Annotated in this window: 13 protein-coding genes; 7 read left to right on the top strand and 6 right to left on the bottom strand. The window is 61.8% G+C overall.

Annotated features, from left to right (window positions below; all coding sequences use genetic code 11):
- Positions 1-1,023, top strand: coding sequence for a glutathione S-transferase C-terminal domain-containing protein (locus tag O4H53_RS05890; protein WP_269362113.1), 1,023 nt, complete (start codon positions 1-3; stop codon positions 1,021-1,023).
- A gap of 128 nt (positions 1,024-1,151) precedes the next feature.
- Here the strand turns inward: O4H53_RS05890 and O4H53_RS05885 are convergent, their stop codons facing one another.
- Positions 1,152-4,199 (bottom strand): ABC transporter transmembrane domain-containing protein, encoded by a 3,048-nt coding sequence (locus O4H53_RS05885; RefSeq protein WP_269362111.1) that lies wholly within the window; start codon positions 4,197-4,199, stop codon positions 1,152-1,154.
- A 104-nt stretch (positions 4,200-4,303) separates the two neighbouring features.
- Here O4H53_RS05885 and O4H53_RS05880 point away from each other — a divergent pair, with 104 nt between their 5' ends.
- The gene (locus O4H53_RS05880) at positions 4,304-4,672 is read left to right on the top strand and encodes a DUF3307 domain-containing protein (protein WP_269362110.1); all 369 of its coding nucleotides are present in this window, start codon (positions 4,304-4,306) and stop codon (positions 4,670-4,672) included.
- 26 nt (positions 4,673-4,698) lie between these two features.
- Here O4H53_RS05880 and O4H53_RS05875 read toward each other — a convergent pair whose 3' ends face one another.
- From O4H53_RS05875 to O4H53_RS05855, 5 genes are all read right to left on the bottom strand, one after another.
- Entirely contained in the window at positions 4,699-7,854 is a 3,156-nt protein-coding gene (locus O4H53_RS05875; RefSeq protein WP_269362109.1) for an ATP-binding protein, read from the bottom strand.
- A gap of 125 nt (positions 7,855-7,979) precedes the next feature.
- Positions 7,980-8,969 carry a hypothetical protein gene (locus tag O4H53_RS05870; RefSeq protein WP_269362107.1) on the bottom strand — a complete coding sequence of 330 codons (990 nt, stop codon included), beginning with the start codon at positions 8,967-8,969 and terminating at the stop codon, positions 7,980-7,982.
- Positions 8,966-10,615 (bottom strand): Dyp-type peroxidase, encoded by a 1,650-nt coding sequence (locus tag O4H53_RS05865; protein WP_269362105.1) that lies wholly within the window; start codon positions 10,613-10,615, stop codon positions 8,966-8,968. The genes O4H53_RS05870 and O4H53_RS05865 overlap by 4 nt, the downstream gene beginning before the upstream one ends.
- Entirely contained in the window at positions 10,612-11,556 is a 945-nt protein-coding gene (locus O4H53_RS05860) for a hypothetical protein (RefSeq protein ID WP_269362103.1), read from the bottom strand. The genes O4H53_RS05865 and O4H53_RS05860 overlap by 4 nt, the downstream gene beginning before the upstream one ends.
- A complete protein-coding gene (locus tag O4H53_RS05855; protein ID WP_269362101.1) occupies positions 11,556-12,254 on the bottom strand; it encodes a hypothetical protein in 699 nt (232 codons plus the stop codon). The genes O4H53_RS05860 and O4H53_RS05855 overlap by 1 nt, the downstream gene beginning before the upstream one ends.
- Before the next feature lie 160 nt (positions 12,255-12,414).
- Between O4H53_RS05855 and O4H53_RS05850 the strand changes: the two genes are divergently transcribed.
- The 5 genes from O4H53_RS05850 (at position 12,415) to O4H53_RS05830 (ending at position 22,525) form a co-directional block, all read left to right on the top strand.
- Positions 12,415-12,753 carry a hypothetical protein gene (locus O4H53_RS05850; RefSeq protein ID WP_269362099.1) on the top strand — a complete coding sequence of 113 codons (339 nt, stop codon included), beginning with the start codon at positions 12,415-12,417 and terminating at the stop codon, positions 12,751-12,753.
- 63 nt (positions 12,754-12,816) lie between these two features.
- On the top strand, positions 12,817-15,744 hold the full coding sequence (locus tag O4H53_RS05845; RefSeq protein WP_269362098.1) for a peroxidase family protein: 2,928 nt from the start codon (positions 12,817-12,819) through the stop codon (positions 15,742-15,744).
- Complete coding sequence (locus tag O4H53_RS05840; protein ID WP_269362096.1) at positions 15,741-17,276, top strand: lipoxygenase family protein; 1,536 nt, start codon at positions 15,741-15,743, stop codon at positions 17,274-17,276. Before O4H53_RS05845 ends, O4H53_RS05840 begins: the two co-directional genes overlap by 4 nt.
- A 231-nt stretch (positions 17,277-17,507) precedes the next feature.
- The gene (locus tag O4H53_RS05835) at positions 17,508-20,732 is read left to right on the top strand and encodes a CHASE domain-containing protein (protein WP_269362093.1); all 3,225 of its coding nucleotides are present in this window, start codon (positions 17,508-17,510) and stop codon (positions 20,730-20,732) included.
- A 239-nt stretch (positions 20,733-20,971) separates the two neighbouring features.
- Positions 20,972-22,525: a PAS domain-containing sensor histidine kinase gene (locus tag O4H53_RS05830; RefSeq protein WP_269362091.1), complete on the top strand. Its 1,554-nt coding sequence runs from the start codon at positions 20,972-20,974 to the stop codon at positions 22,523-22,525.
- Positions 22,526-22,613 lie beyond the last annotated feature (88 nt).

Here is a 22,613-nt window from a genome sequence, read left to right as displayed (position 1 = left end):
ATGAGTGACAGATCAACCGAAGAAGACCAGACCGCCATCAGGCAGCGCCGCGCGCGGGGAGAATTCGTGCGCGGCGTCAGCGGTTTTCGCCATGCCATCGGCGATCCCGAATTTCCGGCGGAACCGGGGCGCTATCACCTCTTCGTCGCGCTCAATTGCCCCTGGTGTCACCGCGTCACCCTGGCCCGTTCCGTGCTGGGGCTGCAGGACAGCATCACGATGGACGTGGCCTTTCCCAATCGCACCGGAGACGACGATCCGGAAGGGCCGAACCTGTGGGAATTCGCACCGGACCGGATTGCGAGCCTGACGGGGGCAGTGCTGCCCGAATGCACGGCTGAGACCGGCACCGGCAAGGCGTTGCGTCTGGCCAGGCAGATCTACCGTGCCGAAGGCTCCGACGAGCAATCTGTCCCGATCCTCTATGACAAGATCGCGGGCCGCATCGTGAACAACGAAAGCGCCGAGATCATCCGCATGCTGGATGCGCAGGCGGAGCCGCTTGGCAGCAATATCGCGACGGAGGATCGGTTGCGGCTTTTCCCGGAGGTCGAGGCGCTGCGCCAGGACATCCGTAAGCTGAACGACCTGATCTATACCACGATCAACAACGAGGCCTACAAGGCCGGGTTTTCATCGGATCAGAAGGTCTATGAGGCTGCCTTTGACGCCTATTTCGCGACCTTCGAAAAGCTGGAGGAGCATCTGTCGGATGGACGCCCCTTTCTGACGGGCGACAGGTTCACCGAAGCCGATTTGCGCCTGTTCCCGACGCTTTATCGCCACGACCCGGTCTATTATGTGCGCATGAAACTCAATGGCGCACGGGTGCTCGACTATCCGCATCTGTGGCGATGGCTCTGCCGCGTCTATGCGCTGCCCGGCGTGGCGGAGGCGGGATCGCTGGTGCATTGCCGTCAGGGATATTTCGGGCGCAGCTGGAACCAAGTGGTGCCACGCGGGCCGATCAGACCGATGAGCTATCCCGAAGCCTATCTTCATGCCGAGCTTGCAGTGAAGTAGCGGGGAAGACCCTGCGAAGGCTTGTGTGCGTATTGATTGGTCCCGGGCCTTCGTATCTCCAGTTTGCCATATTGTCCCCGTCAGCGGCCTTGGCCGGGGTCGCTGACAGGGCGGCGTAAGCCCCGGTGTCAGACGTAGCCCGCGACGACCTGCAGGATCTTGTAGGCGGTGCCTGCGTCGTTCTCGACCACGGCGAGGAATTCCTCCGCGCCGATGCGCAGGCAGGAGAGGTCGGAGGCGGCGCGCATGTCCAGGGCGCGGGGGACGTTGCGGATCAGGCCCAGCTCGCCCACCAATGCCCCCGGGCCGGAGGTGGTGATCAGCCGGTCTTCGGCCCCTTCCTGCGGCAGCAGCAGATCGGCCTCGCCGGACAGGATGAGATAGGCACCGTCGCCCGGATCATCGTCCTTGCGGAACACGTAATCCCCCGCCTTGGCATCGTACCAGCGCGCGCCGAAGGCCAGCAGGCGCAACTGCTTGCGCTCAAGCCCGGCAAAAAGATCGGTGCGTTCAAGGGCGCGCAGCTTGCGTGCCAGATCGGCGCTGACCGTCTGATCGGCGGTGTCCTCGACCTGGCCTGCCAGCGACGACAGCCGGCCCTGTTGCACGACAAAGCGCCGGTCGAACGCCTCGCTGTCCTCAAAGGCCGCGGAGAGGCAGATGATTGTCGTATCGGGCAGCAGGTCGCGCAGGCGGTCTTGCAGACCCTGCCGCTGTTCCGCGCCATAGCTGGCCAGCACATTGTCCAGCACAAGCACATCGGGCCGTTTGATCGCGGCGCGGCTGAGGGCCAGCGGTTCGCTGAGCTGTGCGGGCAGGTTCGCGCCGCCGATGCTGAGCGGCAGGTCAAAGAGCAGATGCAGCACCGCGCTTTCCAGCCCGGCCTCGCGCAGCTGGGTTGTCACCAGGGCCTGTACGACATCGCTTTCGGCGCCGTCGCGGATCTTGCCGAACAGGACGTTCTCCAGCACGGTCATCCCTTCGATGGGGGCTGTCACGTCCAGCGGCTGAAACACCCCGGCCATGCTGTCGCGCAGGGCGGCACCATGCCGGTCGCGCATCTGCAGCACGCGGTTGATGATGTCCTGCGGGAAGGCGGTGCCGATCTTTTCCGCCGGGATCACGAAAGGCACGGCCAGAAGCTGTGCCTTCTGCGCGATGGTCAGCGGTTCGGCGCGTCTGTGGCGCGGCAGCAGGTCCAGCGCGGCGCCATATGTTTCCGGGTCCAGCCCCAGCTTGCGGAACAGCGGGTGATCGGTGCCGTCATGGCCGAAAATCTGGCGCAACAATTCGACAAGATCCGCGGCAAGGTGCAAAAGGTCCTGTTCCAGATCCAGTTGCTGCAACAGGTCCATGAAGTCGGTTTGCTGCGCCAGCAGCGCCGCCGTGACCGGAACGCAGGGGGTGGCAAACAGCAGGTTCTCCGCCACCGCGAGCGTGGTGGTATACTCCTGCGGGTCGAAAAAGCTGATATGGCCCGGCAGGTCCGCTTCCGCGATGGACTTTGCCAGAGGCGCGCGCAAATCGACAAGGGCGGCGGCAAGGTCAGGGTGCGCCGCGCTGTCGAGCCTTTGTTCCATCGCGCGACGGAACAGCGTGTCTTCGATCCCCATGCCGCGCACCAGGCGCATCCACCAGGCACTGAGTTCGGCAAAATCTCTGGCCCCGCCGACCGACATGTCCAGCCATTCTGCCGCAATCGGGTCGGTGCTGTTGCCCGTGCGCAGGCTTTCAAAGGCACGGTTGTCCTCGATCTGCGCAAGGGGCGCGCGGCGCAGGGCCATGTTGATGTTTTCGCCCAGATTCCCCTGAAACAGCACCGGGTTGGAGGAGGCATAGCCGATCCGGGCCGCAATCGTGGCCTGATGCAGCTGGTCGAAAGCATGACCGGCAATCGTGACGCTGCCGCTGACCGGCATCACCTCGCGGGTCAGCAGGGCCGCCAGTGCCCGGCGGTCCTCTTCGCTGGCGGCGCTGATGGCCACGGTGCTGCCCTTGGGGAAAGTGGCGGTGATGCTGTCTAGCACGGCATTGCCTTCCGCATCCTCGACGGAGACGGCGTTGAGTTCCAGATCGCCGGAAAGTGACGGCAGATCCTCGGGGAAGCCATCGAACAACCGGTCGTCGATCATGTCGGCGGGGGCGAACCTTTCGGTGATCGTCTCCCAGCGCACGGCCATGTCCTGTGACTGGTTGTAATAGGCCAGCAGTTCCTTCCAGGGGCTTGCCAGATCCTTGTAGGCCGCAAGGGCGGCAACCAGGGCACCCACGGTGATGTCGCCGGTGATCGCGAGGTATCCGCCGATGCTGTAAAAGAAAAAAGGCGTCAGTTGGCCGATGAAGTTGTTGAGGAACTTCATGAAGAACTTCTTCTGGAAGATCTCGAAGCGGATCACATAGAGCTGGCCGAGCCGGTCCGAGATCAGCGCCAGCCGGTAGCGCCAGCCGCCATTGGTGCGCAGCGTCGCGGCCCCTGCGGCGCTTTCGCCGATTTCGGCGGCCAGCGCCCGCACCTGGATCACACGGCTTTTGTTCAGCAGGTTGATGCGCCGCTGCAGGCGCGGGATCAGCCAGGCCTGAAGCGGGATCAGCGCGCAGGCGGCCAGCCCGAAGGCCACGCTTTGCAGGAACAGGAAGGCCAGGATGGTCAGCATCTGCCCGGCCTGCAACACCGGCTGCGCCACCGCATCGCCCATCAGGCCGCCCATCGGTTCGGCCTCTGACGTGACCATGGAAACCAGCTCACCCTGGCTGGTGCGTTCGAAATAGGGGGCCGGAAAACGCAGGATGCGTGCAATCAGCGTATAGCGCAGCCGTCTGAGCAGACGTTCCGACAGCACGCCTTTCATCGTGTTGATGCGCATCTTCATGATCCCGTGCAGCAGCACGGAGACAAGGAACAATCCGCACAGGATCATCAGGAAGGAGACCTGACCGATGTCATATCCCAGCACCTCCACCCGTTCGGAAGAAGCGCCGATGGCATCGTTGATGATGCGCTTGGGCAGTTCAAGGGTCAGGTAGAGCAGTGGAAACAGGGTCAGCGTGACCAGCAGCAGGATAAGCTGATCGCGTTTTGAATACTTCCATATGAAGGAAAACAGGGAGCGTTCGATGGGAAATTTCCACTTTGGTTTGCAGGCGGGCCGGTTTCTTGCAGGGCAGATCCCGCTCAAAGGGTAGCAAGACCGCCTGCATCAGATCAAATCATTTGCGGTGGCGGGGCAGCACGTTAAGCTGTTACCACTTCGGAGGGAAATCTGTGACGCATGAAATGCAAATGGTGTTGATTCTGCTGACCCTTCTACAGGTAAAGCACCTGTTTGCGGATTACTTTCTGCAGACCCCGCGCATGTTGTCGGACCGAGCGCGCTATGCGCATCTGGGCCGGGTCCAGCATGCGGGCGTCCATGCGGGGCTGTCGCTTGTGGCTCTGTTGCTGGTCGGGGTGGGGCCATTGTTTGCGCTGGTGATCTGCCTCGTGGAAGGGGTGGCGCATTTCCACATCGACTGGATCAAGGGCCGCCATGCGGAAAGCTCGGGCAAGGGGCCGGACCAGGCGGGATACTGGCATGCCTTCGGCGTGGATCAACTGATGCATCAGCTGACCTATGTTGCCATGCTCTGGGCAGTGGTGGCCTGCGGTTAGGGCGCTGATCCGAAGGGGGCAGTACATCAGCCGATTGCGGCCAGGTCATCCCTGATGCGGTTTTCCATCAGCGACCAGCGGATCTGGCCGACGGCATGCCGCGCCTCCTCAAGGGCAGCTCTGGCGGCGTCCTTCTTGCGTTTGGACAGCAGCGCCATGCCCTTGCCATGCAGCGCCTGGGCGACCACGCCGGTCATGCCGACGTCGCGGCCCATCTCCAGCGCCTGATCGAAATGCGCCAGGGCGCGGCTTTTGGCAAAAGGGGCCTCGCGCAGCAGGAACATCGCGTTCCGCGCCAGCATGCCGAGGCCGGGTTTTTCGTCACCCCGCGCCAGCATCAGATAGATCGTCCCGAGCGAGATATGCGACATCGCAGCGCCATGGCTGTTGCCCACCTCCAGCGCGCGGTTGATGGCACCCCGCAGCCATGCCACTCCGCCACCCAGATCGCCGCGCAGGGCCTTGGCCAGTCCGATGGGACCATCGACAATATTGGCAACGCCACGATATTCCAGCTGCAAACCGTCCTCATAGACCGCGTTCAGCAGCTTCTCGCCGCCCTCGGGATCGCCCCGCATGACCATGGACAGCCCCTTGAGCCCCAGGCTGACCATCTGGTCGACCTTGCCGCCGGCCGCTTCGGCTCCCTCGCTGGCATGGCGGATCGCGGCGTCGAAATTCTCCGAATAGGCCTCGTTGAAGGCCATGCAGATCGCGCCATAACCAACCGCGCCGGGGAAATTCTCTGCCTTGCCAAAGTCATAGAGCTGCTGACCCTCTTCCAGCGCCTGATCAATGTCGCCCCTGATCGAATGGCTCCAGGTTTCGTAGAATTCCAGGTAGGTGCGATAATAGGGCTGCGCGTTCTCCCCCCAGAGGTCGTTGATCCGCGTGCTCAACGCGCGCACCTTGTCCCAATAGCCCGGACCGGGGGCAGAGCAATGCATGACCATCAGGCCAAGGCAGCCATGGGTGATCGCATCGTCGTCACCGCTGCGCTCGCCGATCTCGATGGCCTGCTCGAACAGTTTTTCGGCGGATTTGAAGTGCTTGTTCTGGCAATAGGCGGTGCCGGCCAGCGCCAGGATGCGCGGATAGGTCGGATGCCCCTCGATCCGGTCGACACGGGCGCGCTGAGTCTCGAACAGGGTCACGATCCGCCCGAATTCGGCACGCCACTGCTGGACCTCGAACCATCCTGAAAAAAGCTCTCCCATCAGCGCCGGGTCCGGGTCCAGCTTGAATTCCTCGGTCAGTTCAAAGGCGCGGGCAAAGGAGGTGCCCGCCACCTCCAGCGAGAACAGGTTGAGGTTGCGGCTGCCGGCGGCGATCAGATGGGGCACCGCCTTGGCCGGCATTTCAGCCTCGTCGAAATGATAGGCCAGCGCCTCCGCCGTCTCTTCGGCACGGTTGGAGAACCGATGTTCCAGCGCCTGCGCGATCCTGGCGTGAAGGTCGCGCCGCTGGCCGCGCAGCAACGTGTCATAGATCGCGTCCTGCACCAGCGCGTGTTTGAACTGGTATCCCGATCTGGTGGGCAGAATGACTTCGGCCGCGACCGCTTCCTCCAGCAGGGCAGGATTGAACGGCGCCGCCCCGGCCACGATGCCATGCGCCATCTCGGCGTCAAAGCGCCGCCCGATGGCAGAGGCCGCCTGCAACAGCTTGCGGCAGGCGGGGCCGAGCTTGTCAAAGCGGGCCATCACCATGTTTTGCAGGTTGGTGGGCAGCACGATGTCCCCCGACAGGGGCGCGCCTGCGTCGATGCTTGCCTGACGTTGCAGCAGGAACTTGGCGATTTCCTCGGCGTAGAGCGGGTTGCCTTCGGCCTTTTCGATGGCGAGGGCAGCGAGTTGATCGGCCTGGTCCGATCCGGCCAGCACCGTCTTGATCAGGCCCGACACCGCCGCCTCGCTGATCGGTTTGGGCAGGATGCGGGTGGCGCGGGCATGCATCAGCCAGGCCTTCTGAAAGCCGGGCCTGCAGGTGCCCAGGATCATCAGCGGCACATCGCTCTCAAGCGACAGCAGCCGTTCGATGATCTGCAGGGTGCCGGGATCGGCCCAATGCAGGTCCTCCACGATCAGGACCAGGGGGCGTTCCCGGCTGGCATTCAGGATCAGGTCGATGATCACCTGGCGGATGCGCGCCCCGATCATATCGGCGCTTTCGCCACGCATCGGCGCGCCCTCACCGGATTTGCCCAGCAGGGCCATCAGGTAGGACCGGGTGGTGTCAGGCTCCAGCTGCAGCCGCGCGATCAGGGCATCCACCGCCGTTTCGGTCTCGGCCGCGGTGGATTGCGCCTCAAGGTTCAGGGCCGTGCGAAGGATATCGGCAAAGGGCAGAAAGGGCACCGTGGTGCCATCCGCGCGGCAATCGCCCTTGAGCACCCGCACCTTGTCCTCCGGCAGGGTCTGCTGGAATTCGTGCACAAGCCGTGATTTGCCTATCCCCGGCTCGCCCTGGATGCCCGCCAGGGTGATCTGACCGGCAAGCGTGCGCTGGAACACGTCCTCAAGCTGGGCCAGTTCGAGATCGCGGTCCACAAGCCGCGACAACCCGCGCGAGCGGGAGGCCTCGAACCGCGATACCCGGTGGCGCACCTCCGTCAGGGCATAGATCCGCACCGGCTGTGCCTTGCCCCGGACCTCATGCGGGCCGAGATCCTGCACGCTCACCTGCCCCTCGACCAGCAAAAAGAGGTCGCGGGTGATCAGCACCTGTCCCGGCTCGGCCAGCCCTTCGAGCCGCGAGGCGACATTGGCGGTATCCCCGATGATGGTAACATGCGCCTTGTTCCGGTGGCCCACGTCGCCCACCACCAGCGGGCCGCAATGCACCCCGACACGGACCTGAGGTGCCGCACCATAGGCGCGGGTCATGTCGGCCTGGGTTCCGGCAATCACCTTCTGGATGTCCAGCGCCGCCTGACAGGCGCGCAACGGGCCGTCCTCAAGCCCTTCGGTCACGCTGAACAATGCCATGATCCCATCGCCGCGGAATTCGCCGATGGTGCCTTCCTGCGCGTGGATGGCCGCCTGCATCTTGGCGGTGACATCCTGGATCATCTCGAAGGCCATCTCTTCGCCGATCTTCTCGGCAAAGGACGTAAATCCCACGACATCGGCAAAGAGCACCGTGCCACTGCGCTTCTGGCTGTTGACGGTATCGACTGACATGTAACCTGTTCCCCGCGCCAGTGTTGCGCGGCGCGCCTCTCAGTGCAAGGCATCAGCGCGGATTGGCGCAACCTTTGTCAGGCAGGCGCAGGGTTTTCAGCCGCATGGTTCAATCGGTCCTCTGCCTACTCCGGAGGGGCGGCGCGGCCCGCGGCGGCTTTTCTGCGGGCGTCCTGCGCGGCGGCATAGATCGCCACCCGCGCCCGGTTGATCGCGCCCATCGGGTAATGTTCCTCCGATGCATGACCGGGCGAGAAGGCAAGGTCGTTTTCCATCTCTGCGGGTGCCTCGACCGGTTGGCCGGAGGGAATGCTGATCTCTGCCAGCGGCACAAAGCGGGCGCCCTGTTCCTCCCAGTCCACGCGCGGATTGTCGATGGGCTGGGTCTTTGGCGTATTGCGCAGGATCACCCCGAAGGAAAACAGCCCCGGCCCCCAGGCCAGCTGCGTCTTGAGCGCGTGGCGCCTGCCGTCCTTGCCGCGAATGCGCGGGGCAGGGCGGTTCGGGCCGATCGGCATGACCTTGTATTTCACCACCTGTTCAGGGCCCAGCCGGTAGGGTGTCGTGCTCCAGTAGCTTACGCTGAGCGGGGCATTGGCCCGGCGCAGGGCCAGCCGCAGCAGGACAGGCAGCAGATGCAGGTTGCGCAGCACCAGAAGCCCCATCCTGAGTTTGCCCATCAGGTTCAGTTTGGCTTCCATGAAGGCCGCATCAAAGGGGATATAGGTGCGCAGGTCGCCGATCACGAAGACCGGGCTGTCGATAAAGATGAAGTCCTGCACCGGCACGCCCGCGTCATCGCGTGGCGCGCTCGGCATCGGGACATCCAGCACCTTGACGGCCATGCCATGGGTGTCGCGCTTGTCATCGCGCTGCATGGCACTGTTGGAGAAGCGGATGATCGCGTCAAACCGGCCCGGTTTGGCGAACAGACCAATGCGGCATTCCTCGGGCAGGTGGTCCAGCACGGTAAAGGTGGCGCGCAGGTCCGCGACCCCCTTGCCATGTTCGGAACGCTGTGCGGGGGTTGGGCTTTCCCTGGCAAAGGCAAGGTTGATATCGACCAGCGCCTTGATCTGCTCGGGTTCGGAGATGTTCGGGGGCAGGTCGGTCATGTGGGGTCCACCACGCCAAGGGCAATCATGTTGAGGGTGTTGAGGCTGGGGACAAAGAAATATTCGCCGCCCCGTGTTTCGATGAACTGGGGCAGTTCGTTCATCACCCAGGGGGTGTCCTCCCCCTCCGGATCGGCCTGGATCATGAATTTCGAGCCCGGCTGGTGGTAGCCCAGCAGCGGGCAGGTGTCATTGCCCGCGTTCAGGTCGAGCCCATAGTTCATCCATTGTTGCAGGACGAATTCGAACTGGCGGAACAGATTTGCGCAGATGGCGATGAAGATCACGCCGCGTTCGGTCCTGTCGTCGGTATTGTCCGGCTCGAATGCGCCATAGGGCAGGCCGCGCCGCAGGATGCGGCGGCGGTTGGTCAGCGCCGATCCGGTCCAGTCGCGCGGATTGGCCGAAGCGATGCGCGGATCCAGCATGTCGCGCATGTTGCCGCGCCGGATATGCGCCGAAATCGGACAGCTGACGCCGACCTGATCGTCGCGGTACTTGAAGTTGATCATCTGTTCGTTCCAGGCATCCAGCCGCGCCTGCTCGGCGGTGGTGCGGGCGCCGGATTTGTTCCGGATCGCGGGAATGTCGGACCATGCCGCGTCAAAGCGCTGCATGTCGGCATAGGTGGGGGCCGCCATCAGCGGCACGCCATTGGGCCAGCGCCCGACCATCTTTGCCTTCAGCGTCAGGCGCGCCTCCTCCTGCGGGACGCCGTGCACATCGGCATAGATGGCGGCTTGCTTGTCGACATAATCGTGAAACAGGCCGACGTTTTCATGCAGCTTGCGGAACGCCAGGAAGGTGCCGTTGAACATGAACCTGGGCGGCCGGGTCGAAAAGGGGATCTGCTGGGATTCATCCACATGGCCAATCAGGAATTCGCCCGTTGCCAGCGGTGCCCATGTCTGGTCCGGCATGATCTTGCCCCGGCCCTTGACACGGCGGGCTTCGACCTGCGGAGGATACTGGCCGGCAAAGACCGGGTTGCCGATCCCGTCCTCGAAGCCGAAATGTTCCTGGGCGTCGATCATCATGGTGCCGTCGCCGCGTGGCACCAGCCTTGCGCCCCCCTGCTGATAATCGCCCGAGCCATCCTTGTTGTGCCCCGTGAGCAGCGTCATGCCGTCGCCTGCGCCGAGATCGCGCAGCCAGCCGGTCATCTCTTCCAGCTCGGGCACCGGCGTGCCGTCGGGCAGCATCCTGGCGTTGAGCGTGACCAGAACGTGAATGTCGCGGCCGGGCTCCTTCTCGATCGGTGCGCGCCAGACCGGGTCCCAGTGGCGGTGCCCGCTTGGGCCGGTGTCGGTCAGGATATGTTTGCGCGGGGCCATGCCGTCGATGAATTCACGCGGGAATTGCGACAATGTCTCGGTGGGCAGGTCCAGCACCCGCAGCCCTTGCCAGGTCAGCGCGATGTTCAGCGTCACGGGCGGCGGCGCAGGCAGGTTGCCGTGGTCGTCTTCCCAGGCATGGCGCCAGCGTTCCGACGTGGTAACCCGGGGGTGCAGGGCGGCCAGAAACCTGCGCCCGGCCACAGCCTCGTGGATGTGAAACAGAAAGTAGCGCGCATGGGGAAAGCCGTAGCGGCCATAGGCGCGGACGATGTTGCCCTGGATGTCGCGCAGGTCCAGCGTCTTGCTCATTTGTTGCCGCCATCCGACCAGAGCACACCCGGCTTCTGGCGCGGCCCGTCGACATCAAGCGGCCTGTTGGTCTCGCAATAGGCATCAAAGGCCCTGCGCAGCTCCGCTCCGCCCTTGCCCAGGTTGTCGATCCCGAATTGCAGGAAGCTCTGCTGCACATGAAGTGCCTTGAGGATCGAAGGCAGATCGCTGTCGGGTGCTGCCGGAAATGGCGTCAGGCCGAACCTGGCCACGATGGCGATGTTTACGGCCACCAAAGCGAACGATGTGGTGAAAAACAGGCTCCAGCCGCCGCCGGGCCAGATGCCCCAGTGCAGCGCCATCACGGCCAGCGCGACCATCAGCGCAGAGGCTGCGGCCGTCCAGCGGGTCGGGCTGGGCATCCTGGGTTCATAGGTCCAGTAATCGTTGAAGGGCAGGTTGGTATGCACCTGGCCCTGCTTCACGAAAGCAAAGAATGTCGCGGCATCGCGCACATCGCCAAAGCCGTCGCAATGTCGGTAGAGCATCCGCAGCTCCGCCGCCATATGCACCCAAAGTCCGTCGGTATAGGCCCTGAGCGCGTCATCGCTGCCATCGGGCGCGTCGAAATCGGCGGCAAGCACAAGGTAGGCATGGGGCAGGGCGTCCACCTCCTCGGGAATGGTCAGCTGAACATTTTCCAGCAGGTCGATGATCGGGTTGGAGGGGCGGCGCCCGTTGTAATGCAGCGTGTCGATCATGAAGAGATGCGCGAAATGGGTGCCCGGCACCCGCGCAAAAGGGCTCAACAACCCGCTCTCGGCGCTGAAATGATCCTGTTGGGCTGTCGGCAAAGTCGCCAGCATGTGCCGCACATGGTCAATGACCGAACGCCTAACGCCATCCACCATGACAAAGGCGTCGCGCTGGAGCGGGGCCATCACGGTGAGGAAATAATGGCCTGCATCATAATTCGCCATCAGATGCCGCCCCTCTGGTCGTCTTCATAAGGGGTAATGCCCGGTGGCAACCCCCGCCATTCCGCGTTGATGCCCTGCTGGCGCAATTCCTGCGCCCGTTCGGTCGGCAGGCTGGAGACCACGCCGGGGCCCGGTGCGCCAAGGTCGTTCTGGATGGCGGTGAACATGCGGTTGTATTCCTGCTCGAAGGCGATGGGATCGAGGTAGGGCCGGATCTGCGCAAGCGCCCGCACCGCGCGCCAGACGCGCAGGGCCGCGACGACATCGCGTTTCGCGGCACCGGGGGTCGCGTTGTAGTAATAATCCGTGTTGATCTGGTTGTCCCTGATGTAGCGCTGGAACGGCTGCAGCGGGATCGAACCGGGATAGCGGTAGTCGCGGAACCACGCCAGATCCAGCATATAGGGGATGCCGTCGGAAAAGGCGTCGATGTACTGGTCCCAGGTTCCGTTGAAGTTGCTGCAAAACAGCGTGTAATCATAATGCAGCCTGGGAGCCGCGCGCCCGAAACGCGGCCAATCCTGCCGTTTGATGATGACCCAGCGGGCAAAGTGGATCACCGACAGGCCGCGCAGACCCGCCATCAGCACCGGAAAGGCGCGCACCACGATAAAGATCAGCGATTTGACCCAGCCATTCAGCCGGGTTGTCGGGGTTACGACGTTCAGGCAATAGGCTTTGCCAGCCACATTCGACATGAAACGACTTCCCTCAATAGTAGTATAAAAGCCCGAGTATTGGCGCGGCGTCAGCCATGCGTCAATGACCTTGGTCCATGCCCGCCGCATTGATCGCTTGATTTATTATGTTGTCTCTTTATCGTCATGGTTGAATTTTACCGATGCAACGGAGGTGTGGATGACGCGGGTGATACACAGCAAGGCGTTGGCATCGGGTGGCATTTTCATGTGCATTTCCGCCGCTTTGCATGTCTTTGCGATCCTTGTCGCCGGGTTCTACGTCTCTGCGATCCTGCTGTTGCTGGTGGGGCTGCCCTATGCCGCGATTGCGCGCAGCCTGATGTCCGGCTCGGAGCTTTGGGCCAAGGCCAGCTTGTTCATCATGGCGGCTGGGATCCCGGCGGCATTGCTGATGATCTGGCTGCATGCCGCGGTGCCGCGCTGGTGGCTCTGGCCGATTGTCTGGGCCGATGTCGGTGTTTTCCTGTCACTTGGTTTGTATGTCTGGCGGCGCTGACGCCGGTTTGTTTTGTTTTTGATTTAAGAAATTACGGACCGTTTGCGCGGTCAGGGAGAAGCAATGTTCAAATATGTTGTCGCCGGTCTGGGTGTCTTCTGCGTGGCCTTCGTGGCGATCTGGATTGCGGTTGATCCCGGCATCCGCAGTTGCATCACCATGGCAGAGCGCGGCATCCCGCCCGTGGCCGCCACGCGGGAGGAACGGTTTCTGGGCAAGGTACTGTATGACACGGCCAATTGCCGGGGCGGCAGCATGGCGACCGCATCGCGCGGCACGCCCTGGGTGGATTGGTCGAACTACTGGGGCACAGGTGACGATGCATCGCGGTCCAGCAATTACAACCCGGTCACCTTTATCGCCAGGCATCTCAGCGGCACCGGGCGGGGCATCGACGGCGCACTGCTGGATCTGGAACGCCAGCGGGTGGAGCTGATCAAGTTCAACCTTTTCGACAATGGCACCTATCCCGATTACGTGCTGGGGCGCGATGGCAGGGACGGGCGGACGCTGAAAAGCTGGCCGGAACTGCGGCTGCCGCCCGGACACCCCGATTATGCGCGTGTCGGTGGCCCCGGTGCACAGGTCTGCCGGGGCGAGATGCTGCGCTTTCGCAACCTGCAGGGCACCTGCAACGATCTGCGCAATCCCGGCATGGGAGCGACCGGCGCGGTCTATCCCCGCAATGTCGAGTTCGAATCGACCTTTCCCATCGTCGCCGCGTCGCAGGGCAACAGCATTGCCGCCGCGCGCCATGCGGGCCGGATCGACATGATGACCCCCGATCCCCAGGTGATCAGCCGCGCGCTTTTCACCCGCGATCAATCCGCGCCGGAGCTGTGCAATGCGGGCTATGGCCTGCCCGGCAACGATGTCACAGCCCGGTGCGATTACCAGAAAGCCCCGTTTTTCAACGTCTTGGCGGCCTATTGGATCCAATTCATGACCCACGACTGGTTCAGCCATCTGGACGAGGGCCGAAATGATGAAAACCGTCGCATCTCGATGGGGTGCCAAAGCACTGGGGTGGGGGAGGCAAAGCGCCCGCTGACGCCCGCGGGAGTGGCCGAACTGGGTTGCAATCCGGCAGCGGAGGAATTTGGCGCAAGGTTCCACCAGACGTCGCCGCCCGGCAGTTTCGACGGCGGATCGCGCCTGCGGCGCGCCTACAAGACCACGTCGAACACGGTGACGGCATGGTGGGATGCCTCGCAGATCTACGGCTATGACGCGGTGTCGCGCGCAAGGGTCAGGCGTGACCCCGAAGACCCCGCAAAACTGATGATGCGCAGCGTTGCCCTGCGCAGCGATCAGGGCGATGCCGCCGGATATCTGCCGGTGATGGTTGCCGAATGTGCCGCCGCTGACACCACATGCACGCCCGCGCCGATGAACCCCAAGTGGAGCGGGCAGGAAGCCACCGCATTTCCTGAAAACTGGTCCATCGGGATGAGCTTTTACCACAACCTCTTTGCGCGTGAGCACAACAGTTTCGTCACCGCCTTCCGCAACGAGGCGCGCCGCCATCCACGCCGGGATTCCGGCCTGCGCCGCCCGGATGCCCCGCTGGCCCCGGTGGCCTACCGCGACGTGACGGATGAGGAAGTGTTCGAGATCGGCCGCCTGGTCGTTGCCGCGATGATTGCCAAGATCCACACCATCGAATGGACCCCCCAGCTGCTCTATGACGAGCCGCTTTATACGGCGATGAATTCCAACTGGTACGGGTTGTTCCATGATTTTCCCGGCATCGACCGCATCCTCAGCCGCGTGGTGACGGACCTTGGCAGCTCTGGCGACGGGGAAAAGGAAACCACCTGGTATTCGGTGTTTTCATCCGGGGCCGGGATCGTCGGCACCGGCACGCTGAACAGGAACGGGTCGATCGCGGATCTGGATTACGACAATGACGGGGTAAACCATTTCGGCTCGCCCTTCAATTTTCCCGAGGAATTCGTGAGCGTCTACCGCCTGCACCCGCTGCTGCCCGACCTGATCGAGATGCGCGATGCCCAGGCGGCCCCCAACCGGATCGTGGCCAAATTGCCCATCGTGACCACCTTTCGCCACAAGGCGACGGATGTGATGCATGAAACCGGGCTTGAGAACATGGCGCTCTCCATGGGCCGGCAAAGGCTGGGGGCGCTGGGGTTGAAGAACCAGCCGCAATTCCTGCAGAACCTGTCGATGCCGTCACGCCCCGAAGGGCCGACCAAGGTGGTTGACGTGATGGCGCTGGACATCATGCGCGACCGCGAACGCGGCATCCCGCGTTTCAATGAATTCCGCCGCCAGATCGGGTTGCGGCAGATGACCAGCTTCAGCGATTTCGTGGACCAGCGGCTGGCGCAGAAAGAGGACAGGACCGACGAGGAGGACCAGACACTGACCCAGCAGCGGGCGCTGGCGCAGAAACTGCGTGAGGTCTATGGCCAGCACGTCTGTGATGCCTCCAGGATCATCAGCACCACGCAATTGTCCCCCGACGGGGCGGCAGGCGGCACCGGGCAATCGCTTTTTCCCGATGATTGCCTGGGACACCCCGATGGATCGCTGGTGGACAACGTGGAAGATGTGGACACGGTGGTGGGGTATCTGGCGGAAAGCACAAGGCCCCATGGTTTCGCGATATCCGAAACGCAGTTCCAGATATTCATCGTCAATGCCTCGCGCCGTCTGTTTTCCGACCGGTTCTTCACCTCTTCCTTCCGGCCGGAATTCTATTCCACCTTTGGCCTCGACTGGGTGATCAACAACGGCCCCGACAAGCAGATGGAGCGGGGGCGCCCCAATGGTCACAAGCAGGAGGTCATGCCCCTGAAACGGGTGCTGATGCGTAACCTGCCGGGGTTGCACGACCAGCTTGACCCGGTGATCAACGCCTTTGACCCCTGGGCGCGGGACAGGGGGGATTATTACAGCCTGGATTGGGTGCCGATCAAATCGGCGCGCAGCGACCCTGCCTTTGACACCGAGGAGCCCGCGAAATGAGCCAGCGCCCCCCTTTGACCTGGATCATCCGCCGCACGGTGTGGAATTCCATCTCCCTGCTGATCTTCCGCTTCAAGAAGGCCAGGAAGATCCCGCTGCCGCCGCGCAATCCGCAACCGCTCAGGCTGGTGCCCGTGGCCGAGCGGATACCCGGTGTGGAGGTCACCGATATCTACATGGCCGACCGGATACCGCCGGGCGAATCCGACAGGATCATGCAGGCGTCGTTCTCCTTCCGCATCTGGCTGAGCCAGGTTCTGCCCCCGGTCCGGCCCGGCCTGCCGCAGATCGACGCCGATATCAACAAGGCCATGGAGGCGGCCTGCCGTCCGGCCTATCGCAGGCTTTACCCTCCGCCCGCGCTGCCCGATGCCTTCCGCCACGCGGGCCTTCCCGACCTGGGCGAGATGGCAACCGCCAGCCCCTATGCCTGCTTTCTTGAAAAGAACGCGGCGGGCGAACTGGTCTGGGATTTTACCGATCTGGATCAGCACGAGATCTATCCGGGTCTGCGGCCGCTGGGCTGCCGTGTATATTTCCAGGTAAAGAAAGCTTCGGGCAGGCTGACAGCCACCCGGATCACCTGCGTGCTGGGCGATATCAAATCCGATGACGGCCGCTGGAACGAGGCGGTACGCACGGCGATGTGCGCGGCTTCGACCAGGATTTCGCTGGTGAACCATTTCGGCTGGGTGCATCTGGCCTGTGGCGGGCCGCTGTCGGTCGCCACACGCAATCACCTCTACCGCGATCATCCGATATGCCGCCTGATGTGGCCGCATATGTTCGGCACGCAGAATTCCAACTACCTGGTGGCCAAGGGCCAGATGCTGCGCGGCGGTGACTTCGAGACCGTGTTTTCCTTCACCCACGAGGGCATGACCGACCTGTTCCAGCGGACGTTCAACAGCTACCGCGCCTCGGTCATGGTGCCCGCGCTCGACTGGCGCGACAGGGGGCTGCCCGAGGGGGAATTTGACACCCCGGTGCAGGATAACCTGCGCGACCTTTATAACGTGATGCATGCCCATACGACCCGCTATATCAACGCCTATTACGACAGCGACAAAGCGGTGCAATGGGACGAAACAATCATGGCCTGGCTGCGCGCCCTGAATGACCATATCCCCAACGGGATTGATGGCGTCACCGGCGGCGTGGTGACGCGCGAAAGCCTTGCCACGCTTTGTGCCGGCTTCATCTACATGGCCTCTGTCCAGCACGAGGCGCTGGGCAGTTGCATGTGGAACTACCAGATGTGGGTCGACAAGAATCCGGTGCGGATCCTGACCAATGGCAAAAGGGTGCCTGTGGACGTGTTCCAGCGCCTGCTGAATGCCAATTTCAACCTGAATGTGGACCGTGCGAAACTGATGCAGGACCTGTCCTATTTCGCGGTTGATGAACGCGGTGCCGAGGTGTTTCGCCTGTTCCTGAGCGATCTCAAGGCGCTGGAGCGGAAGCTGGCGGACGAACCCTATGCCACCTGGCGCGTGACACCCAAAATGCTTGAGGCGAACATCAACGCATGAAGGCGCCAACCGGTGCTGCAGGCGTTGTTTCCAGCGGTTTTTTGCCGTGATATGTCCTATGCCATAGCTGGTGCAAAATCACCACGTTACACCCGTTTTGGGGCCCGTTGAAGTTTGACAGAGTCCAGTAAGCAACCCATAGTGGTATTTGTCGAGGGAAGAGGTCTGTTTGGTTGTCATCATAATTCGCGCGCACCAGCAAGTTTGGTTTGCGGCAAGGTTGGTTAAGCGATGAAAAGACTGGAGTTGATGCTGGTGGCAGTCTGCCTGCTGGTCACGGCGGCTCTTTTCGCTGTCAGCGTCAGCCAGACCCAGCAGAAAGCGAAATCGGAGTTTGAGCATCTGAGCGAAGAGGGTGTCGATGCCCTGCGCTACCGGATGCAGACCTATCTGCAAGCCCTGAACGGTCTCGCCGCGTTTATCAGTGCCTCCGAGAACGTGAGCGAGACAGAATTCGAGACCTACGCCGAGACTCTGGATCTGGACGATCTGCTGATCGGGATCGACGGTGTCGGATTTATCGAACCGGTCCGTTCGGAAAACATGGATTACTTCCTGGGCCGGACCCGCGTTCATACCCGTTCCGACTTTGCGGTACATCCGCAGACCGAGGGGCCGGACCATTTCATCGTCTCGCGTGTCGCGCCGCTGGACCGGAATATCGGGACGCTGGGGCTGGACATCACTTTTGAAGAGATGCGCAAAGAAACCGCCCTGCGCGCCCGCGAAACCGGGATGCCGCAGCTTACGCCGCGCATCCTGCTGTTGCAGGACGAGACCAGGCAACCGGGCTTCCTGCTGTTCCGCCCCCTGTGGAAGAATGAGTTTGTCCCCGAACGGGGCGGCATGGTGCGTGGCGCGTTCCACGGCTGGGTCTATGCGCCCTTCGTCGGTTACAGGTTCTTGGCAGGATTGTCGCCCAACCAGGGGCGCAGCTATCATATTTCCGTATTCGACGGGCTGGTTGCCGATCCCGACAACCTCATTTTCGACAGCGCCAAACAAGCAGGCGCGGTCAACACCACGGCCGGAAAGCAGGTGGTTTCCTACACGATCACGAACTATGGCAGGCCCTGGACGGTGGTTTACACAAGCACACCGGTCTTCGACGCCTATTTCCCTTATCATGCTGCCATCGGTGTCCTGGTGGCGGGCCTCCTGCTGACTGGCATGCTGCTGTTCCTGATCCGCTCCGTGCGCGTGCGCGGTGACGCCCTGACCGAAGTGGCCGAACTGCGCGCCCGTCAGGTCGACGCACAGGAAAAGGCAAATCGCGCCGTCGTCGACAATGCGGTGATCCCGGTTTTCATCATGGATGGCGATGGCCGCATCCTTTTTGCCAATCAGGCGGCGCACGATTGTTTCGGCTATCCGCCGCAAGCGATGGTCGACCTCTATTTTGACGAGATGGTCAGTGACCTGACCAACCTGTCCGGGGGGCAGATATTCAACGCCACCGGCACCCGGCGCGACGGTCAGGGGCTGATCCTGGATTTGCAGCGGAACAATTGGCTGACGCATGAAAACGCGGCGCGGACGACGGCCATCGTGCGCGACATGACCCGGGAATACCGCGCTATCGAAGAGACGAACGAGCTGAAGGCCCGGTACGACAAGGCGCTTCAGGGCGCGCAGATCGGCGTGTTCGACATCGACCTGAACACCGGAAAATCCGAAGTCAGCGACACCTGGCGCAAGATCATGTCGATTCCCGACGAAGAGAAGCTGGATGATCCCCAGCAGATATTCCTGGACCGGATTCACCCCGAAGATCTGCCTGCCCTCAAACAGGCGGACCGCGATTGCATCAACCAGAAAACCCCGCGGTCGATTTCGGAATACCGGGTCCGTTTCGGCGATGCCATCTGGCGCTGGATGCGGTCGGATGCCGTTGTCGTGGAACGCGACGAGAACGGCAGGGCGCTGCGCATGATCGGTACGCAGACGGATGTGACCAACCTGCGCCACGCGCGCAACGCGCTTGAAGCCAGCGAACACCAGTTCCGGCAGGTCCTGGAAGCAGCGCCCATCGGCATGGTGGTGCTGGGCGAGGACGGCGTTTTCGAAAGCGTCAACCCGGCGTTCTGCGCGATCAGCGGCTATGAGCAGCAAAACCTGACGTCCGGCATGCGGATGTCGGATATTCTGCCCAAGGAAGAGGTGAAGGCAATCGCCACACGCGTGTCGGAAATGCTCGAAACCCGCAGTTCGCAGATCTACAGCGGCCAGCACCGGTTCATGCACAGCAGCGGCGAAGAAAGATGGTGCCTGCTGCATATCTCCTGGTTCTTCGACAAGAACGCCGGCAGCAACTCCTTCATCGGTCAGGTGAGCGATATCACCGAACTGAAGAAGGTCGAGCAGATGAAGAACGAATTCGTGGCAACGGTCAGCCATGAACTGCGCACGCCCTTGACGTCGATCAAGGGGGCCTTGGGGCTGATCGGCGCGATGAAGGACGTCGAACTGGCTCCCAAGGTTGAGCGTTTGCTGGAAATCGCCCGCAACAATGCCGACAACCTGGCCGATATCGTGAACGACATTCTGGATCTGGAAAAGATCTCTTCCGGCGAAATTGCCTTTGATTTTCAGCGCGTCACGATGAACGAGATCATTCGCGCGGCTGTCGAGGAACTGGCCCCCTATGCGCTGGCACACAAGAATACGCTGACGGTGGATCTGCCTGCAGCGCCACTCTATGTGTCCGCGGACGTCGGGCGCACCCGGCAGCTTCTTGCCAATCTGATTTCCAACGCCTGCAAATATTCCAACGCCGGGACGCCGGTGCTGGTCAAGGCCGAGCTCGTCTCCGATCAGGTCATCGTCTATGTCCAGAACACCGGACAGGCAATTCCCGAGAGCTTCCGTCACCGGATATTCGACGCCTTTACGCAAGCGGATAGTTCGGACACCAGGACCAAGGGGGGCACCGGGCTGGGGCTGAACATCGCAAAACGGATTGTCCGGCGGCATGAGGGCGAGATCGGCTTTGAAAGCACAGGGCACGGTGTGACGGTTTTCTGGTTCACCTACCCGCTGGACCGGCAGGCGCAGACGGAAATCCCCCCGGTCCGGAAGGCCACTAGCAGGCGGCGCTCGGAAAAGCTGAACGTTCTGCATGTGGAGGATGACCAGGACTTCGCCGAGATCCTGCAATCGGGCCTTTGCGACATTGCCGATGTCCGGCACGTAAACAGCATCGCGCAGGCACGCGCGGTGATGGAGGGGCGGGAGCAGCTGGACGTCATCATCCTTGACTGGTCACTTCCCGACGGGGATGCGGTCTGCCTTTTGGATGAAATCGAAGACCTTCCCTATCCCGTGCGCATCCTGGGCTTGTCGTCGGATGGTCAGCGCGCGCAGGACGGCAGGGTCAGCGCAAATCTGGTGAAATCGCGGGCTGAGCTGGATACGATCGCGGAGCACGTGGCGGGGCATCGGACGCAGGCCTCGTGACATGGTAAATATGGTGAGGACAATCTTGTTCCAATTTGCCATATTTCTGACAGTTTATTACGGCATGACTTTCTAACGGTTGATGCCGTCCTGTCGCGAGACGGCTAAATTGGAAGAAAATTCGAGGCAAAATTATGCGTTCGCCTGAAATAAAATTGAATACATTCAAGAGCTTATCGCTTGGTGGCGCTGCGGCGGTCAGTTGGTACTTTGCCTCCAATGCCTTGCTTACGGGTCCGTTGTCCAATGTTGTCCCGGTGGTGGGTGCAGTGGCCATTGCGGCCCTTTTGCCGTCGTATTTGGGTGTCCGCCGTGCGCGATATATCACCGATAACCAATCACTGGCGCTGGGCCAGCGCATCGACGTCTTGAATGAACATGCCATTGTGAACGTCGTCGACAGAAGCACCAACCTGACGGAAGTGAATGATCGATTCCTTGAGGCAACCGGCTACAGCAGGGAAGAACTGATCGGAACGTCAGTGCACAATCTGTACTGCGACGAAAATCAGAAACTGGCGCCGACGATCCATTTGCTGCTGAGCATGGGCAAATCCTGGAGTGGCGAGACCCCGATCCGCCGCAAGGACGGCTCTGTCTTCTATACCCATACGACCGTCCGTCCGATCTATGATCTGAAAGGCAAATGGATCGGCTCGATCTCTGCCCGCACGGATGTCACGCAAACCCATGAATTGCTGGCCGCGCGCGACATCGCGCAGGTGACGGACGAAATGAAGGACGATATCTGGATCGTCGATTGCGACATGATGGCCGCGACCTACATGAACAAGGTGGCTCTGGGCCGTCTGGGCCTGCGCCGTGCGGCCGAACAGCTTATTCCCCTGTCCCAGCTTAAAGGCGTGGACGGTGTCGGCAGCATCCTGGCGACCTGCCGCGACATGCGCAGTACCGGTGCGGACAACGCCCAGTTCGAGACAGAATATTGCGGCAAGCCGTTTCATATCGGCGTTACGCGTCTGAAGGCCGGTACGCTCAAGGGGCGCTTCATGATCGTGATGGCGGACATGACAAAACGCGTATCCGAAGAGCAGCGCAAATCGGATTTCATTTCCACGGTAAGCCACGAGCTGCGCTCTCCCTTGACCTCGATCAAGGGGGCGATGGGCCTGTTGTTGTCCCGCGCTGCCGGGGAATTGCCGGACAAGGCGGTCAGCATGCTGGAAATCGCGCACCGCAACGCCGACCGGCTGGTGCTGATCATCAATGATATTCTCGATCTGGAAAAGATCGCCGCCGGGCGGATGGAGTTTGACCGGCAGGTTGTGAATATTTCCGACCTGATCACGGAAACCAAAAACGCGAACGCCACGATGCAGCAGCGTTTTGCCGTGAAAGTCGAAAGCAATAGCGACGATACGCCGATCTGGATAAATACGGACCCGAACAGGATTATTCAGGTCCTCAACAACTTCCTTTCCAACGCCTGCAAATTTTCCAAGCCAGGCAGCACGGTTCGGATCGTGATCGAGGATCAGGGCGATTCGGTGCGGGTCGCGGTGAAGGATCAGGGCACCGGAATTCCCATCAAGGACCAGCACAAGGTCTTTGAACGGTTTGCGGATATGGAAAATTCGAACCGATCTGCAAAAGGTGGCACCGGTTTGGGCCTGAGCATCTGTAAAGCTATTGTAGAGGGGTTGGGTGGCAATATAGGCTTTGAGACGACAGAAGGAATAGGAGCGACATTCTATTTCGTCCTGCCCAAAACCGAAGCCAATATGGAAAGCACACCTGCGGATAATGTCGTAAAGATGCGCAGCGCCTCCTGACAGAGAGTCCCTAGGGTCAGGACTCATAGCCAGTAGATAACGACTGCCGCGAGAGCGATGGCGGACAAAAAGACCTTTGGACATCTGT

It is taken from the genome of Sulfitobacter sp. G21635-S1, assembly GCF_027213915.1.
Classification (GTDB): Bacteria; Pseudomonadota; Alphaproteobacteria; order Rhodobacterales; family Rhodobacteraceae; genus Sulfitobacter.
The sequence above is the reverse complement of the archived record's forward strand: the minus strand, read 5'-3'. Positions and strand labels throughout refer to the sequence as shown.

What these genes read in the sequence shown, in the direction of transcription:
- O4H53_RS05890 (WP_269362113.1), top strand. Translation starts at nt 1, where the DNA reads ATGAGTGACAGATCAACCGAAGAAGACCAGACCGCCATCAGGCAGCGC.
- O4H53_RS05880 (WP_269362110.1), top strand. Translation starts at nt 4,304, where the DNA reads ATGGTGTTGATTCTGCTGACCCTTCTACAGGTAAAGCACCTGTTTGCG.
- O4H53_RS05875 (WP_269362109.1), bottom strand. Translation starts at nt 7,854, where the DNA reads ATGTCAGTCGATACCGTCAACAGCCAGAAGCGCAGTGGCACGGTGCTC.
- O4H53_RS05870 (WP_269362107.1), bottom strand. Translation starts at nt 8,969, where the DNA reads ATGACCGACCTGCCCCCGAACATCTCCGAACCCGAGCAGATCAAGGCG.
- O4H53_RS05865 (WP_269362105.1), bottom strand. Translation starts at nt 10,615, where the DNA reads ATGAGCAAGACGCTGGACCTGCGCGACATCCAGGGCAACATCGTCCGC.
- O4H53_RS05860 (WP_269362103.1), bottom strand. Translation starts at nt 11,556, where the DNA reads ATGGCGAATTATGATGCAGGCCATTATTTCCTCACCGTGATGGCCCCG.
- O4H53_RS05855 (WP_269362101.1), bottom strand. Translation starts at nt 12,254, where the DNA reads ATGTCGAATGTGGCTGGCAAAGCCTATTGCCTGAACGTCGTAACCCCG.
- O4H53_RS05850 (WP_269362099.1), top strand. Translation starts at nt 12,415, where the DNA reads ATGACGCGGGTGATACACAGCAAGGCGTTGGCATCGGGTGGCATTTTC.
- O4H53_RS05845 (WP_269362098.1), top strand. Translation starts at nt 12,817, where the DNA reads ATGTTCAAATATGTTGTCGCCGGTCTGGGTGTCTTCTGCGTGGCCTTC.
- O4H53_RS05840 (WP_269362096.1), top strand. Translation starts at nt 15,741, where the DNA reads ATGAGCCAGCGCCCCCCTTTGACCTGGATCATCCGCCGCACGGTGTGG.
- O4H53_RS05835 (WP_269362093.1), top strand. Translation starts at nt 17,508, where the DNA reads ATGAAAAGACTGGAGTTGATGCTGGTGGCAGTCTGCCTGCTGGTCACG.